The following is a 16578-nucleotide window of genomic DNA, read 5'->3' on the forward strand; positions in this document are numbered from 1 at the left end:
GCCCCCACCGGCCCGCAGCCGACGAACCACCCACCCGGCGGAGCGCTCACCGCTCCGCCGGGCACTCGCCGCTCGGGCACCATGGTCAGCACACCCGACAGGAAGCACCAGGACGCAAGATGACAACCGCCTGGCAGCGCCACCCCCGCGATCACCCCCGTACGGTCGACACCACGATCACCCTGCTCCTCTTCGCCGCCGCCTTCCCAGGCAGCATGTACGGCGTCTCCGACATGACCACCCCCACCCAGTGGTGGCCGTGCATCCTGCTGGCCGCCCCCTCCTGCGCCGCGCTCCTGTGGCGCCGCACCCACCCCCTCCCCGTCACCGCCGTCGCGATCGCGTGCGCCGCCGGCATGGCCCTGGCCGGCTACGTGATGACCGCCCTGCTCCTCGCCCCCCTCATGGTCGCGCTGTACTCCCTCGCCGGACACACCGAACGCACCACCACCCGGAACGTCACCCTCACCGCGGTGATCCTCGTAGCCGGATCCGCCCTGATCGCTGAGCCCGCCACGGACTCCCTGGCCCTCAACGTGATCGGCCCCGTCGCCTGGCTGCTGCTGCCCGCCGCCCTGGGCACCACCGCCCGCTTCCGCAGGGCCTACCTGGAGTCGGTGCACGCCCGCGCCGAATACGCCGAACGGACCCGGGAGGAGGAGGCCAGGCATCGCGTCGCCGAGGAACGCATGCGCATCGCCCGCGAACTCCACGACGTGACGGCACACCACCTCGCCCTGGCCAACGCCCAGGCGACCACCGCCGCCCTGCTCATCCGCAGCCACCCCGCCCAGGCCGAGCAGATGGTCAACGCCCTCGGCGACACCACCTCCGCGGCCCTGCGCGAGATGAAGGCCACCGTCGGACTCCTGCGCCGGAGCGGCGCCGACGAGGACTCTCTCCAGCCCGCCCCGAGCCTCGCCCAGCTCCCCGGCCTGATCGCCGCACACACGGCCGCCGGACTCACCGTCACCCTCACCACCCACGGACAGCCGCAGCCGCTCTCCCCGGGAGCGGACCTCACCGCGTACCGCATCGTGCAGGAGGCACTGTCCAACGTGGCCGAGCACGCCCACACCAGCACAGCGGAAGTGGACCTCACGTACCACCACGACCGCCTGTCCATCACGGTCACGGACCAGGGCCCCGGCACCACCCCCGCCCCCGAGACCACAGCCTCCACCGACAGCGGCTACGGCCTCATCGGCATGCGCGAACGAGCCCTGTCCATCGGCGGACGACTCCACGCCGGACACCGCCCCACCGGCGGCTTCGAGGTCAGCACCGAACTCCCCCTCCACCCCTACGCGACCGCCGAGGACAGCACCCCATGACCATCCGCGTCCTGCTCGCCGACGACCAGGCCCTGCTGCGCGAGACCTTCCGCATCCTCGTCGACTCCCGCCCCGACATGGAGGTGGTCGGTGAGGCGGCGGACGGCGACGAGGCGATCGCCCTCACCCGTACCCACCACCCGGACATCGTCGTCATGGACATCCGCATGCCCGGCACGGACGGCCTCGCCGCCACGGCGAAGATCTGCGCGGACCCCACCCTGTCGAGCACCCGCGTCCTCATCCTCACCACCTTCGAGACCGAGGAACACGTCGCCAGGGCCCTGCACGCCGGAGCCAGCGGCTTCCTGGGCAAGGACGTCGGCGCCGAGGGCCTGGTCGCAGGCATCCGCACGATCGCCGCAGGCGACGCCCTCCTCTCGCCCCAGGCCACCCGCAACCTCATCACCCGCTTCCTCACCGCCCCTCAGCCAGGCACCCACCCCGCAGCTCAGAAGAACCTGGCCGACCTCACCGACCGCGAACGCGAGGTGATGGCCCTGGCCGCCGACGGACTCACCAACGCGGACATCGCCGCGCGGCTCTACCTCAGCCCTCTGACCGTACGCACCCACATCCACCACGCCATGGCCAAACTCCAGGCCCGCGACCGCGCCCAACTCGTCGTCATCGCCTACCAGACGGGCCTCGTCCACCCGAACCCGCCGAGACCCTGACCTCGGGGTAGGTCCCGCCGGGTCACTACTGCGTATGCAGCAGGCGCGTATCGGCTGCCGCACGAAGACGGCGGAGGGCTGTGCCGACAGGCTGGAAGGGTTCCCCGAGCACGGATGTGGAGATCCTTCTGTGGCTGCCTCTCTCGATCGCCCGGGTCCACCGGCTTCCTTCGCCCGGTTCGTCCTGTGCGGCGGCGGTGTCGGAGTCGCCGCCGGCCCGGCCGTGGCACTGCTCGCAGGGCTGATGCCCTGGGCGGTGGCCAACGCACTGGTCACCATCGCCGCCACGCTCCTGTGCACAGAGATCCACGCACGTTTCACCTTCGGGACCGGCAGGCGCGCCGGATGGCGTCGGCACTGGCAGTCCGCAGGATCGGCGTCGGTCGCCTACGGCGTGACCTGCACAGCGATGCTCGTACTCCACGCGGTGCGGCCGTCGGCCGGGGCATGGAGCGAGCAGGCCGTCTACCTCGGCGCTTCCGGGATCGCCGGAATCGGGCGCTTTCTGGTGCTGCGCCTGTTCGTCTTCACCGACGGCCGTAACCGGACAGCGGTGCGGCCGCACGGTCCGGCGCGGCCACGCGAGGGTCAGAATCGGCCGCCGCCGGCGTGGAGCGTCTGGCCGGTGATCCAGCGACCGCTGTCCGAGACGAGGAAGGCCACGACGTCGGCGATGTCCCCGGGTTCGCCGAGGCGGCCGAGCGGGGTCAGCGCGACCATCCCGGCGATCACGTCGGCGGGGACTCCGGCGCTGTCGAAGGACTCGGTGCGGGTGGCGCCGGGGAGCACACTGTTCACCGTGATGCCCCGCGAGCCGAGTTCCTGCGCGGCGGCACGGACCAGTTGGTCACCGGCCGCCTTGCTGGCCGAGTAGACACCGCTGTCGGCGCTGGGGGTCACGGCCGCCTGGCTGGAGATGACGACGATCCGGCCGTTGTCGCGCAGTCGCCCGGCGGCCTCGCGAAGCGCTGTGAAGGTGGCCCGCGTGTTGGTCGCGAAGACCCGGTCGAAGTCCTCGTCGGTCGCCTTCGCGAGCGGGGAGAAATGGACGGTGCCGACGTTGCTCACCAGGATGTCCAGCCCGCCGTAGGTTTCCTCCGCGGCGTCGAACAGCGCGCGCGTCTGGGCCGGATCGCTCACGTCCGCCCGTACCGCCACGGCCCGACCGCCGCTCGCCTCGATCGTGGAGACGACCTTGGCGGCCGCTTCGCGGTCGGATCGATAGTTGACGATCACGCTGCCGCCGTCCGCGCCCAGCCGTTCGGCGATGGCGCGCCCGATCCCGCGCGAGCTTCCGGTGACAAGCACGACTGACATTGATCCTCCAGTGGTGGGGTTCCAGGAAGTGGCCGCGCCTTATGACGAGGTCGGCCTCGGCGAGGAACTCGCGTGGCCACGTGCGTCGGTCGCGGTGTCGCCGGTCCAACTGCCCAGCAGGCTGAGGGCTTCGGCGGACGGCGACGCGGGTTCGGGGGTGTAGACGACCAGCGTCTGGTCGGGGGCGCCGGACACGTCGAGGACCTCGTAGTCGAGCGCGAGGTCGCCGACCAGCGGGTGGTGGAAGCGCTCGGTGCCCATGCTGTGGCAGACGACGTCCGGGTTGCCCCACAGGTGACGGAACCGGGGGCTGCGCAGCGACAGTTCGCCTATCAGATCTGTCAGCTGCGGATCGTGGGGGTTGCGTCCGGCGTACCAGTGCAGGTGGGCGATGCAGCTGCCGGCGGACCTCTCCCAGTCGACGAACAGCTCCGGGGCGTGCGCGTCGAGGAAGACGTAACGGGCCAGGTTGCGGTCGCGGTGCGGGAGTGCTTCGAAGTCGGTGAAAAGGGCGCGGGCCATCCTGTTGGCGGCCAGGATGTCCATGCGGCGGCCCTGGATCATCGCGGGCACATGGCCGAGCGTGTCCAGGAGCCGGTGGAGGCCCGGGCGCACACGCTGGGGGCCCAGGGGACGGCGCCGCTGCGCGGGGGACGCCGGTTTCGCCAGCGCGAAGAGGTGGGCCCGCTCGGTGTCGTCAAGTTGCAGGGCGCGGGAGACCGCGTCCAGGACGGTCTCGGAGACCTGCCCGGCCCGGCCGCGCTCCAGGCGCGTGTAGTACTCGACGCTGACACCGGCGAGCCGGGCGACCTCCTCGCGGCGCAGTCCCGGCACCCGGCGTGCGCCGCCGTCGGGGACAACTCCGGCCTGCTGGGGGGTGATCCGGGCCCTGCGGGTGGTCAGGAACTCGCGGATCCCGGTGCTCGGCTCCATGCCCTCCACGCTACGGGCGCCGACCCGGCCCGCACCCGGCGAAAGGGACCCTGGCAGTACCCCCTTCCAGCTCTCCGGGGACCGTCGTCAAGGGCTGTGCGGGAGGCGGTCGGCAGCGCGTCGCGGTGGGACACGAAGACCTCCGTGCGATGCAGAGCTGCCGACTGCACACTGCACCGCACGGAGGTCTTAGCCACGCTCAGGTCCGATCACCCCGTCTGGCCGCCGCTGCCACGGTAGGCACTCAGCGGAACCCTGGCGAGGATGCCGTCCAACTCCCCGCTCCGCCCGTCGGACCAGGCGACGTACGCGTAACGCCGGTCGAGCGTGATGGTCGACCAGCGGTCCCCGGGAGGCCCGTTGACACCGGCGGGCTGAGTGGTCGCGTTGACCCGCAGCGCGCGGCTGAACGTACGGCCGTGGTCGAAGGAGACGACGGAGAAGGCGTCGAGCGTGGTGGTGCGCCACATGACGCCCAGTTGCCCGCCCGGCCCGAACTCCATCCAGGGCCGCTGCGCGGCGGAGGCGGCGATCACCGCCGGTCCGGTCCAGGACCGTCCGGCGTCACCGGTGACGTACACCTCAAGGTTGGATTCCCGGGGGACCATGACGGCGAAGCGGCCCTTGCGCGTCGGGTCGGCCGACACCCAGGGCACCGGGTCAGCGGCCGCGCCCAGGGCGGGAACGGGTACGAGCGCGCCGGTGCCGGCCGGGACCGGCGTACCGGCGCTGTCGGTGACCGGACGGTCCACCCAGGTCTTTCCGTCGTCACGCGTGACATGGAGCGTCACCGTGCCCTCCTGGGTGGGGGACGCCAGGATCCCGTCGTGCACGGCGAATTCACGGCCCGGGTATCCGCAGGCCGGCGGCATGGCGGGAGAGACCACGATGCACGGCATGGGGCCGGGGATCACCGCGGGATCCGACCAGGTCGCGCCGCTGTTCGCGCTGACGGAGACGGCGCTGGGGTACTCCCACACGGCGCCGGCGACCGCGTAGACCTTGCCGGTGGCGGAATCCACCCTGAGCTTGGGCGCACCACCGAGCAGCAGAGGCGTCTCGACGGGACCGATCCACGTACGACCGCCGTCGACCGACCGGGAGACAACGTTGTGGTTGGTGTACGTGGTCGCGGGATCGGGGCCGATCTGGTTGTTGGAGATGTAGAAGACACCCTTGGCGTCCGTGGTCACGATGGGCTCGCCGCACTGGGGACGGTCACCGAGCGGCCAGGTCGACCGCTGCCAGGTCTTCCCCCGGTCCTGCGAGAAGGCGACGAAGCACTCCCCGACGGGTTCCAGCGCCGGACGGTTGGGGAAGACCGTCGCCACATAGACCAGGTTCCTGGGATTCCGTGGATTGACGGCCACGACCGGCTGCCCCTCCCGGGTCCCGGGCAGATCGGTGACATCCAGTTCGAGGATCGATTCGAGTCCAAGGGTCTCTTCGCCGGCGGGAGCGGATTGCGAGGCCGTGCGCGTCTCGGCGAGGGCGGCGGGAGCACCGGCCAGCAGAACCAGCGCGGACAGTGCGGACAGTAACGCGGCCCACTTCGGCCGGGGCGATACGGGGGTTCTCACGTGGCGAGCCTCTCTGATCTCCGTGCGTGTACGGGACTTGGAGGTCGGCGCTCCGCAAGACGCGAGGCGCCTTCGACCCCCTGACCCTGCCAGCCGCCCCGCACCGACGGCCTCATACGGACGCAGGCCGCGGACTACTGCGTTCGCAGTGCCCAGAGGCGGCCGTTCCGCAGTCACCGGCCCTCCGGATGTCCTGGTTCGGTCACGCGACAGCGATCAAGCGGTCTCACTGGAAACCACATGCGGCACTGGGTGCTCTCCTCTGACAGAACCGGAGCGCACCACACCCCGCACGCCACACCCCATGAACCATGAAGACAGGAGCACCTCATGGCAGCGAACACCCCCCGACGAAACGCCCTGTTGGCCTGTGCGGCCCTGGTCGTCGGTGCCCTCGCCCTCACGGCCTGCGGAGGCAACGCGACGACGGACGGCTCCAGTTCGCGGTCGAAGGCCCAACTGTCCCTGGCCGCCGACTCGTTGACCACGAAGACCGCTCAGGGGGGAACCGCCTCGGCCAAGGCGGCCGGTCTCGACTACGTCGCGCTGGGCAGTTCGTTCGCCGCGGGCCCGAGCATTCCGCCGCTCCAGTCGAGCAGCGGGGCGGCGGCGTGCAGCCGGTCGGCCGACAACTACGCCGGCATCGTGGCCCGCGACACCGGGGCGAAGCTGACGGACGTCACCTGCAGCGGCGCCACGACGGCGAACATCCTCACCACCAAGCAGGGTTCGCAGCCGCCGCAGATCAACGCCGTGAACAGCGGGACCGACCTGGTCACGATCACCATCGGCGGCAACGACGTCAACTACCTGGGCAGCGCGGTCACTTACTCCTGCCAGAACAGCGGCGGGGCGAACTGCGGCACCGTGAGCCAGGCCGCGATCAACACCGCCCTCGGATCGGTGGGCCAGAAGATCGAGAACGTCGTGAACGCCGTCAAGGCCAGGGCCCCGCAGGCACGCATCCTCCTGGTGAGCTACTCCACCCTCCTGCCCGACACCGGCGGCTGCACCGGCGTACCGCTCACCGCCGACCAGCGGACCTTCGAGCGCACCGTCGCCGCCCGCCTCGCGCAGGCCTACATCGACACGGCGAACCGCACCGGCGCGACCCTGGTCCGCTTCGCCACCGCCAGCCACGGCCACGACGCGTGCGCGGCCACCCCGTGGGTGGAGAAGTACAAGCCGGCCTCGGGCCGCACCACGTACCACCCGAACGAGGCCGGCATGAAGGCGGCGGCGTCGTTGGTGAAGTCCGCGCTGGGGTGAGGTTCGCACAGCGTACGGCGAGCGAACGGTACCGGCTCGCAACCCTGGAACCATCCCAGCCGTATCGGCGTGCAGGTATCGGGAGTGGCCGGGACGCTGTCCCGGATCGGGGCAGGCATGGACGGGCCGACGGATGGATGCGAGTACGGACCACATGGACGAAATCCACGACGACGTAGCGGAGTTCGCGTTTCTGCTGACGTGTCTGAAGGAGCGCACGGACCGCAGCTACGCGGCGCTGGCACGGCGTCTGGACATGAATGCCTCCACGCTGCACCGCTACTGCGCCGGAGGGACGGTCCCCCTGGACTACGCGGGAATCGAGCGGTTCGCCGGACTCTGCGGAGCCTCTCCCGAGGAACGCGTGGAGTTGCACCGCCGGTGGATCCTGGCGGTCGCGGCACGGCAGCGATCCCGCCCTTCCGACGCCCTGCGGACACCGACGCCCCACGACACCACGGGCGGTACGGCACCGGCCGTATCGACGAGCGACAACACCCCGGCGGACAAGCCACCCGAGCCCACCTCGCCTGCCGCCCGGCACCCGGGGCCCACCTCGCCTGCCGCCCGGCACCCGGGGCCCACCTCGCCTGCCGCCCGGCACCCAGGGCCTACCTCACCTGCCGCCCCGCGACCCCACGCCGGGCGCCTCCTGCGACGGCCCGCGCGAGCGATCGCACTGGCGGCCTCGTTCGCCGTCGCGCTCGTCGGCCTCACCGCGTCCGCTGCCGGACCTCCCGCCGGCGGCGGCCCGCAGGAGAACCGGGCGAGCGCCGGCACGGTCACGGTCGCACCGCCGGCCCCGCTCACCTGGACGGCCAACTCCCATATCTGGCAAAGCGAATGCGCCCACGACTACGTCATCGCCAAGCCGCCGCGGCAGGTCCCGCCACCGCCGACCCCGCAGGACGCCGCCGCGTGGGCCGTGTCGCAAGGGGCGGTGCACGGTCGCACCACCGATCTGCGGATCTCGGTGCAGGGACGCGGCGCTGCCGCCGTCGTCCTGGAGGCACTGCACGTGCGCGTGGTCGACCGCACCGTCCCCGCCGCCCCCCTGGGCACCGCCTACTCCATGTACGAAGGCTGCGGTGCCATCCTCGTCCCCCGTCACTTCTCCGTGGACCTCGACGCGCGACGACCCCTGGCCCGTTCGATGCCCGGCAACGAGCAGGACAGACCGACCCCCGCGATCGACTTCCCGTACCAGGTGTCCCTGCGGGAGCCGGAGGTCCTGCTGCTCTCCGCGCGCACCGAGTCCTGCACCTGCGACTGGTACCTCGAACTCGACTGGTCCTCACAGGGCCGGACCGGCACGATGCGCATCGACGACCACGGCCACGCGTTCCGCACCACCAGCATCAAGGGGCTACCCCTCTACTGGTACCGAGACCCCGGCGGCTGGGTCCCCATGACCTGACCGGCCCCTGCCCCCGTCACTTCGACATGATGAAATCCAGGGCGAAACCGGGAGCGGTCGTCCAGTAGGTGACCCGCTGGAAGTCATTGGCGTACAACGTCTCGACGGGCATGGGGACATCGATCGGCTTGCCCACGCTGCTGCCGGCCTTACGCCCCTGGAGGCCGAGGGTGATGCTCTTCGCCTCGTACTCGTCCATGGGGCCGTTGACGAGCAGACCGGCATACGCCTCCTCACCCGGAGCGAGGGTGACGGGCACCCCCGGGTTCGGGTCGCTCTCCTCGATCACGCGGGCCGTGGTCCGGCCGGCGCCGAGCCGCACGAGAGGGTAGCGGTAGACGTTGCACTTCTTGCCGCCGGTGTTCTGGACGGTGAGGAGGAGATGCCTGGCGTCCTCGCTGTCCGCGGGCTCCTTCACGGCGGACACCCCGAGGACCTCCTGAGAGCAGGCGGCGACAGTGCGGTGCGTCACCACGTCCGTGGCCTTCCCACTGATCGCCTGCGGCCCCGTGGCGGAAGCCTGTGCCGCCACCGCCACACCACCCCCAAGAGCCAGAACGAGCCCCGCGGCCACGGCCACACGACGACTCACAAGAGACTTCACGTTCATATGCGTGTTCCATTTCTGATCGGTACGAGGTCGCCCGCACCCGCGGCCCGACCGCTTCAGCCGGTGCGACGCCCAGAGCATCGGATGTCTCATGGACGTGGGACAACAGCCGCTCCCCAACCCGCAACGGTGGAACGATCCCACCCCGATGACCTGCGGAAACAAGGGAGCCTGGGATGCCTGTCAGGGATGGGACGCCCGGACGATGTTTGACGCGGCCGCTCGGGGTCACGCGGCTTGTGGGCCCAGGGAGGCCCGGCGACACCGAAGGTGACAGCCGGCAGAAGGAGTGTCATGACAGAGATCCGCCCCGCCACCACAACCGACTCGGGCGCTCCGGTGGAGAGCGACGAACACTCACTGACCGTCGGACCTGGGGGACCGGTCCTTCTTCAGGACGCCTACCTGATCGAGCAGATGGCGCAGTTCAACCGGGAGCGAATTCCCGAGCGCCAGCCGCATGCGAAAGGGAGCGGCGCATTCGGTCGTTTCGAAGTGAGCCACGACGTGAGCGCCTACACCAAGGCGGCCGTGTTCCAGCCGGGCACGCGCACCGACCTGGTCATACGGTTCTCGACCGTGGCGGGGGAACGCGGCAGCCCGGACACCTGGCGCGACCCGCGTGGTTTCGCGGTGAAGCTCTACACCAGCGAAGGCAATTACGACATGGTCGGCAACAACACGCCGGTCTTCTTCATAAAGGATCCGATGAAATTCCAGCATTTCATCCGGTCCCAGAAACGCCGCGCGGACAACAACCTGCGCGACCACGACATGCAATGGGACTTCTGGACGCTCTCCCCGGAATCCGCCCACCAGGTCACCTGGCTGATGGGAGACCGCGGAATTCCGCGGACGTGGCGTCACATGAACGGGTACTCGTCGCACACGTACATGTGGATCAACGCCGACGGCGAGCGGTTCTGGGTGAAGTACCACTTCAAGACCGACCAGGGCATCGAGTTCTTCACCCAGCACGAGGCCGACCAGATGGCCGCCGTCGACACGGACTACCACACGCGTGACCTCTTCGAACACATCCGTGACGGGGAATACCCCAGCTGGACCCTCCATGTGCAGGTCATGCCGTACGAGGACGCCGCGGACTACCGCTTCAACCCGTTCGACCTCACCAAGGTGTGGCCGCACGGCGACTACCCGCTCATCCCGGTCGGCCGTATGACGCTCGACCGCAACCCGACGGACAACCACGCCGAGATCGAGCAGGCGGCCTTCCAGCCGAACAACCTGGTCCCCGGCATCGGGCCGAGCCCGGACAGGATGCTGCTGGCCCGCCTGTTCTCGTACGGGGACGCGCATCGCCACCGGATCGGCGCCAACTACCAGCAGCTTCCCGTCAACGCGCCCGTCGTCGACGTCCACTCCTACTCCAAGGACGGCGCGATGGCCTACCGCAGGACGACGGACCCCGTCTACGCCCCGAACTCCAAGGGCGGTCCGGCCGCCGACACGGCCCGTTACGGAACCCCGCCCAGCTGGGCAGCGGACGGCGAGATCACTCGTTCCGCGTACGTGTCCCATCCGGAGGACGACGACTGGGGGCAGCCGGGAACCCTGATACGCGAGGTCATGGACGACGAGGCCCGTGACCGCCTGGTCGACAACGTCGTCGGCCATCTCCTCAACGGGGTGAGCGAGCCCGTCCTCGAACGCGCGTTCGCGTACTGGTCGAACATCGACGAAACGACCGGCAAGCGCATCGCCGACGGCGTGCGAGCGAAGTCCCACGAAAAGGACCCGAAGACGGCGGAACAGGGCAACCCCGCGCGCCGCGCCATGCAGCACAAGGCATAGAACCCGTCAGCTGCGTCCGCGTCGAGCGACACAGCCCACGACCCGGAACCCGAGCGAGGGGAACCCCATGAAAACCCCCGGTGACGACGACACACCTCCGGTCGACGAGGAGACGCGTGAACGGTCCGCAGAGGAGCGGAACGTCATCACACCCACACCCCGAGACGTCCGGGACAAGGCCGAGGACGACGACGAGCCCGATCTCCCGACCGGAGACGATTCCTGACCGATCCTTTCCCGGTAAGGGGTGCCGTTAGTTCACAGGGCTGCTGCCCGGGGCGATGCCATGAGCGCCGTCGAGCGCCGGAGCGCAGTCGACGGCGAGTGCTCGCACTCCCTGCCGGGGGAGCGGCCCGGCCGAGGTCACGGGAGGCTCCCCTTCTCGCCCAGCCGCCGGGCGACTTCACGCAGCCTCCTTCTCGGTGACCTGGTGCCGGCCCACGCCCCCGCGCGCTGTCGTGCGCGCTTCGCGTCCTCGCCCGGTCGTACGCCGATCACCCTGACCACCGCCGTGAGTCGTGAGTAGGGCGGGCCCCACTGAGATTCATCGCACCGGTGTCGTCGCCGGGGCGCGCAGGCACCGTTGCCGACCGTGGTTGTCCGGTCCGGCGAGCCCTCCGCCGTAGTTCTTGCCTGTCCTGGTCTGCACCATCAGCACGCCCAGCCCCTTCGCCACCTGGAGCGCGGGCGCGCCGTCGTGCCCGCGACCGCGACCGGGGACCAGCGAACACCCTTCACCTGCGCGGACGTTGGCGCGCCGACAGACCAACTGCCCCTGGTTGCACGTGTCCTGTTGCCCGAAAGGGACGGAAGTTGTGCGAATGCTGTGCGAGGAGGTGACAAGGTGATCGGATGTGTTGCATTTGGTGCGTCGGGGGAGCCCGGAGCCCGTGGGGTTCTCGGGGCACTGACCATGAGGAGGAACAGAAGTGATCCGTGTCTCGCGCGTGACGGCCGCCGTGGCGGCGGCCCTCGCGCTGGCGCTGGCGGCGCCGGGAGCCGCGCTCGCGGCGCCCGAACCGGAGCCCGGGCGGCCGTCCGCTCCCGCGTCTCCGGGACTTCCCGAAGGCTGGCTGACCACCGGCTCCGGGAAGTCGGCAGCGCTGGTGTGGCGCTCGCCCGAGAAGGTGCCGGTGGGCGATGCCCAGGTCGAGTTCCGCAGCGGGGACCGCCTGTTGGGCATCCCCAGACCCGCCGCGGACGGGCGCACCTTCCGGCTGCCGCTCGACGGGGTGCGCCTCGGAAGGACGGACGAGCTGCGGGTCGAGGCCGCGGGCCGCCGTCTGGACGCGGCCGGAGCGAACGACGCGGCCCGCGAGCACCGCAGAGCTGACAGCTCGTCAAGTCCGTCCCGCCTGCCCCAGCCGGCGACCGTGAACAAGGTCGACCCCGGCGTGCCCGGCTCGTTCCGTACGACCAGCGGTGAGTACTCCCTGCCATCGGTCCAACTCCCCGGCTACGACACCGAGGTGGAGATGAAGGCCGTGGTGGTCGCGCCGCAGGGCGCCACCGGCAGCCGCCCGCTGGCACTGTTCCTCCACGGGCGCCACGTGACCTGCTTCAAAGGCGACGACGCGACCCTGGAGTGGCCGTGCCCGGCCGACTACGAGTCGGTGCCGAGCTACCGCGGTTACCTGCACGACCAGCAACTCCTGGCCTCCCAGGGCTATGTGACGGTCTCGATCTCGGCCAACTCCGTCAACGCCCAGGACTGGCAGGCCGACGACGCCGGCGCCCAGGCCCGCTCCTCGCTGATACGGCTGCACCTGGCCCACTGGGCGGACTGGGCCGCCGACCCGTCCACGGCCCCCGAGGTCGTACGACGGGCGCCCCGCGCCGACCTGGGCCGGGTGCTCCTGGTGGGCCACTCCCGTGGCGGTGAGGGCGCCGACCGGGCCGCGCTGGACAGCCTCACCCCGCCGCCCGCCGACCAGGACGGCTACCACGGCGGAACCCGCTGGACGATACGCGGAACCGTCCTCATAGGCGCCACGATCTTCGGCCAGAACCCCGCACCCGACGTGCCGTCCGTGTCGATCCTGCCGGGCTGCGACGGAGACGTCATCGACCTCCAGGGCGAGCTCTACGTCGACGCCACCCGAGGGGTCAGCCGCGGCAGGGCCCTGCACAGCGCGGTCTACATGACGGGCGCGAACCACAACTACTTCAACAGCGAGTGGACCCCCGGCCAGGCCACGGCACCGGCCGACGACGACTTCTCCTACGGCGGCGACGAGCACGACCCGCTGTGCTCGCCGGGCACCGCCACCCGGCTCACCGCCGAGCAGCAGCAGAAGGCGGGCTCGACGTACATAGCCGCCGCGGCCCGGCTGTTCGTCGCCGGTGACGACCGGGCCCGCCCGCTGCTCGACGGGTCCCCCGTGCGTGCCGCCTCCGCCGGACCCGCCCGCGTCCTCACCCACGCCGTCGGCGCCGCCCGCTCGGGGGTGTTCCTCCCCGCTCCCTCCGCCACGGTCGGCGGCGGCCGGCTGTGCGCCCAGGTGGACCCGGACCCGAACGTCTCCTGCCTGGACCCCGCCCTCCTGACCGCTTCCCCGCACTTCGCCCAGTGGCGCAGGGTGACCCCCGGCAAGGAGCCGGACCGGTACGCGCTGGCCATGAACTGGAGCCGCCCCGGCACCGCCACCGAGCTCAGCCCCGCCCGCCCGGTCTCCCTGTCCGGCGCGACATCGCTGAGCCTGCGCGTGATCGTCCCGCCGAACACCACCGGCACCGAGCTGGACATCGCCCTCACCGACACCTCCGGCAGGCGGGCGGACCTCGGCCGGGTCCGCGTCGACGGCGTGCCGGGCACCTCCCGCACCTCCTCCTACTGGGCACGTGAGGTCCGCGTACCCCTGTCCGCCGCCACCCGGGAGCGCATCGACCTGGGCCACGTCAGAACCCTGCACCTGACCCCGCGTACCGAGTCCGGTACGGCATGGCTGGTGGACGCCTCCGGCTGGCGCCCCGGCACCCCCGTCGTCGAGCCCGCGCGGCTGGCGCGCGTCGACGTCGGCCACCTGACCGTCGTGGAAGGCGACTCCGGCACGCGCACCTACCAGGTGCCGGTACAGGTCTCCGGGTCGGGCGTCGGCGAGGTCAGGCTGTTCGTGGCCGAGCCGGGCAGCGACCACCCGGTCGCGCGTACGGTGAAGGTCCGGGCGGGCACCCGCGTCGACGTGCCGGTGCAGATCGAGGGCAACACCCGCTACAGCTACGACGATCTCCACCGGGTGGCCGTCAGGGCCGTACGCGGCGCGGTGGTCGGCTCCTACCTGGGCGGCGTCACCGCGCAGAACGACGACCCCCAGCCCACGGTGACCATGACACCGGTCGCGGACCAGGTCACCGAGGGCCAACCGCTGGTCTGGCGGATCACCCTCTCCGCCGCCGCCGACGTGGCCACGTGGACGGACCTGCAACTGCTCCCCGTCTCCGACGGCACCGAACTGTCCACCGAGGACGTCCCCGCGACGTGGTTGGACGAACAGTTCGGGGCCTCGCCGGATCCCGAGCGCCCCCTGTCCGCGACACAGCCGGACGGCACGCTGCTCATGTCCGAAGTGCCCGCGGGCAGCCTGACCATCGACCTGTCCGTGCCCACAGTCACCGATCACCTGACCGAGGACACGGAGTCGCTACGGCTGCGCCTGTGGACCTACGACACGAACGGGGAGGCGATCGAGGGCCCGGAATTCACCGGCACGGTACGGGGGTAAGCGGGCCGCCCGGCCCCTGTCGGCCGGGCGGCCATCCCGTTTCGCGCGAGGTGGGCGACCTTCGGTTTATCCACCGGAAACACGCAAGAAATGTCGATAACGACTGAGTCAAGGTGATGTAGGAGTGAAGTGAGTATCGGATAGTGTGCGTGAAGTACTTGAAACAGACATCAGTTCGTTTGGCGTACATGTGTGCGCAACGGGCGGGGGAGTCCCACGGTGCGGAGGGGGCTCGTGCCGTGAGGCATGAGTCGGTGCGCTGTCGGGAGCGGGCAAGGGGGCCCAGGTTCTCAGTGATGTCTCACGAGCATCTGCGCATGCCCTGGGGGGCCTTCTGTGAGATCTCTGTCCATTGTCATTCCCGCGCTCAACGAGGCTGAGAACCTGCCGACGGTGATGGAGTCCATCCCGCGTCGTGAACTCGCCGAAGCGGGCTGGACGGTCGAAGTCATCGTGGTCGACAACGCCTCGACCGACGCCACCGCGGAGGTGGCCAGGTCGCTGGGCGCCACGGTGGTCTCGCAGCCGATGCGGGGGTACGGCAACGCCTACCAGGCGGGGTTCGACGCGGCGCGCGGAGAGGCCATCGCCACGGGTGACGCCGACTGCACGTACCCGTTCGACGCCCTGCCGCATCTGCTGCACATCATGGACGCGCGGAAAGTCGAGTTCATGACCACGAACCGGCTCGGCGTCGAGAACCGGCACGCCATGAAGCCGTCCCACACGGTCGCGAACCACGCACTCAGCGCCCTCAGCCGGACCCTGTTCCGCAACGGCCTGCGCGACTCGCAGTCAGGCATGTGGATCTTCCAGCGTCATGTGTGGCAGGCGATAGACGTCCGCTCGCCGGGCATGGCCTTCTCGCAGGAGATCAAGAACGCGGCCACCCGGGCCGGCTTCCGCTGCCTGGAGGTGCCCATCGAGTACCGGGTCCGCGGCGGTGAGGTCAAGCTGAACGCGCTGCCCGACGGGGTCGCCAACCTGCGCCAGCTGTTCCAGCACAAGCTCCGCGACAACCGACTCCGCGGCACTCCTACGCGCATGGTCCCGCTGGCGGAGATGGCCCGGGCCACCGCCGCCGCCGAGCGGGCCGCCCATGCCGCCGAGCGGGCCGCGACAGCCGTGGAGGAACTCAACGGCAAGACGCGACTGGTATCCGAACTGGGTTCTGGTAATTCCGGTAAGGGGGACCACCTCAGCGGACACAGGACGCTCCAGAGCATGCCGACACCGCGTGCCGCCGAAGAGGTACCTCTGGAAATGGCGTGAGCACACCGCCGTCCGAAGACGGGCCGCAGCGGCGGGCTACGGGGGAGCAGCATGCCCCGCAGCCCGCCGGCGGCGGCCATGCCCGCCGGGCGCCGAGCCGTCAACGGCCCCGGACGCCCGACGGCACCGGATCCCACCCGCCGTCGGCGGCACGGCCCGGCGGCGGACGCGGGCCGCTGCGGCGGGTGCTCGCTCCGGTTCTCGTCGTGCTGGTCGTGCTGGGACTGTGCGGTGCCGCCTGGACCGTCCCCCAGGTGCGGTCCGTGCTGCGGGACTCCTTCACCGAGCGTCAGCAGGCCTACTTGGAGCTGTACTTCGGCAGGGAGCCGTTCTTCGACGGCGACGAACTCGTCGTACCGGTGGAACTCGTCGAGCACGGCGACACCGGCGGCCGGCACCCCGTCCGGGCGTGGGTCCTGGATGCCAAGGGCCGTCGCCTGGCGGCCGAGACGGAAACGGTCACCACCAAGCCGGGCGCCCTGATCGGTACCGATGTCCGGCTGCGTCTGGAGGACGGCGAGCAACGCGACGCGGACCTGGTCGAGGTGACCCTGCCGGGGCACCCGCAGCGGCTCCGAGCGCACCTGCGGTGACGGTCCCCCGACCGGCCGCCAGTTCACCGACCAGCCGGC

General features: G+C 70.7%; 13 protein-coding genes. 9 read left to right on the plus strand and 4 right to left on the minus strand.

All coding sequences use genetic code 11. The features are described 5' to 3' along the window. Positions 1 to 119: 119 nt before the first annotated feature. Together ACFYXF_RS37500 and ACFYXF_RS37505 are read left to right on the plus strand one after the other, a co-directional pair. Positions 120 to 1334, plus strand: a complete 1215-nt coding sequence (locus ACFYXF_RS37500) for a sensor histidine kinase (RefSeq protein WP_389356435.1) — start codon at positions 120 to 122, stop codon at positions 1332 to 1334. Continuing rightward, a complete protein-coding gene (locus ACFYXF_RS37505) occupies positions 1331 to 2011 on the plus strand; it encodes a response regulator (protein WP_389356436.1) in 681 nt (226 codons plus the stop codon). Before ACFYXF_RS37500 ends, ACFYXF_RS37505 begins: the two co-directional genes overlap by 4 nt. Positions 2012 to 2599: 588 nt before the next feature. Here the strand turns inward: ACFYXF_RS37505 and ACFYXF_RS37510 are convergent. The 3 genes from ACFYXF_RS37510 to ACFYXF_RS37520 all read right to left on the minus strand — a co-directional run bounded on the left by ACFYXF_RS37510 (position 2600) and on the right by ACFYXF_RS37520 (position 5841). Further along, entirely contained in the window at positions 2600 to 3328 is a 729-nt protein-coding gene (locus ACFYXF_RS37510) for an SDR family oxidoreductase (protein WP_389356437.1), read from the minus strand. A 39-nt stretch (positions 3329 to 3367) separates the two neighbouring features. Then, positions 3368 to 4261, minus strand: a complete 894-nt coding sequence (locus ACFYXF_RS37515; protein ID WP_389356438.1) for a helix-turn-helix transcriptional regulator — start codon at positions 4259 to 4261, stop codon at positions 3368 to 3370. A 209-nt stretch (positions 4262 to 4470) separates the two neighbouring features. Beyond that, entirely contained in the window at positions 4471 to 5841 is a 1371-nt protein-coding gene (locus ACFYXF_RS37520) for a sialidase family protein (RefSeq protein ID WP_389356439.1), read from the minus strand. Positions 5842 to 6171: 330 nt separating this feature from the next. Between ACFYXF_RS37520 and ACFYXF_RS37525 the strand changes: the two genes are divergently transcribed. Next, positions 6172 to 7110 (plus strand): SGNH/GDSL hydrolase family protein, encoded by a 939-nt coding sequence (locus tag ACFYXF_RS37525; RefSeq protein ID WP_389356440.1) that lies wholly within the window; start codon positions 6172 to 6174, stop codon positions 7108 to 7110. Between the two features lie 133 nt (positions 7111 to 7243). Next, complete coding sequence (locus ACFYXF_RS37530; RefSeq protein ID WP_389356441.1) at positions 7244 to 8527, plus strand: helix-turn-helix domain-containing protein; 1284 nt, start codon at positions 7244 to 7246, stop codon at positions 8525 to 8527. 16 nt (positions 8528 to 8543) lie between these two features. On the opposite strand, the gene ACFYXF_RS37535 is transcribed toward ACFYXF_RS37530, so the two are convergent. Next, positions 8544 to 9137 carry a DUF4232 domain-containing protein gene (locus ACFYXF_RS37535; RefSeq protein WP_389356442.1) on the minus strand — a complete coding sequence of 198 codons (594 nt, stop codon included), beginning with the start codon at positions 9135 to 9137 and terminating at the stop codon, positions 8544 to 8546. A 294-nt stretch (positions 9138 to 9431) separates the two neighbouring features. On the opposite strand from ACFYXF_RS37535, the gene ACFYXF_RS37540 reads away from it, so the two are divergent. From ACFYXF_RS37540 to ACFYXF_RS37560, 5 genes are all read left to right on the plus strand, one after another. After that, a complete protein-coding gene (locus tag ACFYXF_RS37540; RefSeq protein ID WP_389356443.1) occupies positions 9432 to 10952 on the plus strand; it encodes a catalase in 1521 nt (506 codons plus the stop codon). Between the two features lie 67 nt (positions 10953 to 11019). After that, on the plus strand, positions 11020 to 11178 hold the full coding sequence (locus tag ACFYXF_RS37545) for a hypothetical protein (protein ID WP_389356444.1): 159 nt from the start codon (positions 11020 to 11022) through the stop codon (positions 11176 to 11178). Between the two features lie 703 nt (positions 11179 to 11881). Continuing rightward, positions 11882 to 14674 carry a hypothetical protein gene (locus ACFYXF_RS37550; RefSeq protein WP_389356445.1) on the plus strand — a complete coding sequence of 931 codons (2793 nt, stop codon included), beginning with the start codon at positions 11882 to 11884 and terminating at the stop codon, positions 14672 to 14674. A 336-nt stretch (positions 14675 to 15010) separates the two neighbouring features. Then, complete coding sequence (locus ACFYXF_RS37555; protein WP_389356446.1) at positions 15011 to 15946, plus strand: glycosyltransferase family 2 protein; 936 nt, start codon at positions 15011 to 15013, stop codon at positions 15944 to 15946. Continuing rightward, positions 15943 to 16539, plus strand: a complete 597-nt coding sequence (locus ACFYXF_RS37560) for a hypothetical protein (protein ID WP_389356447.1) — start codon at positions 15943 to 15945, stop codon at positions 16537 to 16539. The genes ACFYXF_RS37555 and ACFYXF_RS37560 overlap by 4 nt, the downstream gene beginning before the upstream one ends. Positions 16540 to 16578: the final 39 nt, after the last annotated feature.

The organism is Streptomyces sp. NPDC002680 (assembly GCF_042889145.1).
Classification (GTDB): Bacteria; Actinomycetota; Actinomycetes; order Streptomycetales; family Streptomycetaceae; genus Streptomyces; species Streptomyces adonidis.

What these genes read in the sequence shown, in the direction of transcription:
- ACFYXF_RS37515 (WP_389356438.1), bottom strand. Translation starts at nt 4,261, where the DNA reads ATGGAGCCGAGCACCGGGATCCGCGAGTTCCTGACCACCCGCAGGGCC.
- ACFYXF_RS37535 (WP_389356442.1), bottom strand. Translation starts at nt 9,137, where the DNA reads ATGAACGTGAAGTCTCTTGTGAGTCGTCGTGTGGCCGTGGCCGCGGGG.
- ACFYXF_RS37530 (WP_389356441.1), top strand. Translation starts at nt 7,244, where the DNA reads ATGGATGCGAGTACGGACCACATGGACGAAATCCACGACGACGTAGCG.
- ACFYXF_RS37540 (WP_389356443.1), top strand. Translation starts at nt 9,432, where the DNA reads ATGACAGAGATCCGCCCCGCCACCACAACCGACTCGGGCGCTCCGGTG.
- ACFYXF_RS37525 (WP_389356440.1), top strand. Translation starts at nt 6,172, where the DNA reads ATGGCAGCGAACACCCCCCGACGAAACGCCCTGTTGGCCTGTGCGGCC.
- ACFYXF_RS37505 (WP_389356436.1), top strand. Translation starts at nt 1,331, where the DNA reads ATGACCATCCGCGTCCTGCTCGCCGACGACCAGGCCCTGCTGCGCGAG.
- ACFYXF_RS37500 (WP_389356435.1), top strand. Translation starts at nt 120, where the DNA reads ATGACAACCGCCTGGCAGCGCCACCCCCGCGATCACCCCCGTACGGTC.
- ACFYXF_RS37545 (WP_389356444.1), top strand. Translation starts at nt 11,020, where the DNA reads ATGAAAACCCCCGGTGACGACGACACACCTCCGGTCGACGAGGAGACG.
- ACFYXF_RS37510 (WP_389356437.1), bottom strand. Translation starts at nt 3,328, where the DNA reads ATGTCAGTCGTGCTTGTCACCGGAAGCTCGCGCGGGATCGGGCGCGCC.